Genomic DNA, 1,008 nt, shown 5'->3' on the forward strand with positions numbered 1-1,008 from the left:
TATTGGTTCGATTCAAATTCAACGTTCCCCCTTGAAGCCCTAAACTATTAACTTTATATAAAAACAAGTACATAAGTCCAATCAAACCACAAGATATTATAATATAATAACCAACATCTATTATTGCCGACGCGCCAAAAATACCACCTAAAACACCCAAAAGTTTAGCATCACCAGCAGACATCACTTTAAGAAAATAAAGTAGTAACCCACCAGAGAAATAAATTACAACGCCTAATATCTGCTCTTTAACTCCGACTTGTTGAAAACCATAAGAAAAACCAACAATAATAAGCATTATCAGTAGGTTGTTTGGTATTCTATTTTCACTAAGATCGTAAAATGAAATAAAAAACATAACTAACCAAACACATAAATAACTTACCATATGCTTGTCAACCCTTTTATAACGAATAGAGGATACTAGACAACTTAGAAAGAAGCGCCGTTCCGAAAGAAGCAAATAATATCCCAACTAAAATTAATAAACCTGCAGCACCAATAACATATTCAACAACTACAAGCCCATTCTCATCTCTTTGAAATTTTCTAATCAATGCTCTATCCAAACGTGCTCCTACTAACTTACTAGTAAATTTTTCCAGTCTATACACCTGGAGTACCAGTCTCTGTAATTAACCCAATGATATTTGTCAGTTTGGTAGCTAGGGCAGCACCTACACCGGAAAAAATTGTGGTCAAACCTAAAACAAGCATCGCTGCACCGATTACGTACTCGATAACAGTCAACCCTTCTTCATCTTTCATGAATTCTTTACAATTATTCAAAAACTTATCCATGAGAACCTCTCCTTGATTTACGTATCAGGCTTTGTTTACCTGTAAACTAAATCTAGAGGTGAGAGATATATTCGGTTAGGATTTTTTTGCCATTCACTTGCACTTTTTTGTGGTACTTCTAATCTAATTGTTACGTATAGTAATTTAGCTAATTTTAAACCCACATTTAAATATGAAATAGAGTTGGTATTTATATGAAAGTAGTAA

General features: G+C 33.4%; 3 protein-coding genes. All 3 read right to left on the reverse strand.

All coding sequences use genetic code 11. The features are described from left to right. On the reverse strand, nucleotides 1-358 hold a 358-nt coding region (locus tag AB4517_RS10035; protein ID WP_372148281.1), incomplete at its 3' end, for a prepilin peptidase. Between the two features lie 46 nt (nucleotides 359-404). Further along, nucleotides 405-569 (reverse strand): Flp family type IVb pilin, encoded by a 165-nt coding sequence (locus AB4517_RS10040; protein WP_248389332.1) that lies wholly within the window; start codon nucleotides 567-569, stop codon nucleotides 405-407. Nucleotides 570-606: 37 nt separating this feature from the next. Continuing rightward, on the reverse strand, nucleotides 607-801 hold the full coding sequence (locus tag AB4517_RS10045) for a Flp family type IVb pilin (RefSeq protein WP_372125736.1): 195 nt from the start codon (nucleotides 799-801) through the stop codon (nucleotides 607-609). Nucleotides 802-1,008: the final 207 nt, after the last annotated feature.

The sequence above is a fragment of the Vibrio sp. 10N.222.52.C3 genome (assembly GCF_041474195.1).
In the GTDB taxonomy this organism is placed as follows: Bacteria; Pseudomonadota; Gammaproteobacteria; order Enterobacterales; family Vibrionaceae; genus Vibrio; species Vibrio crassostreae_C.

Coding starts and splice junctions, on each gene's coding strand:
- AB4517_RS10045 (WP_372125736.1), bottom strand. CDS start 801: ATGGATAAGTTTTTGAATAATTGTAAAGAATTCATGAAAGATGAAGAA.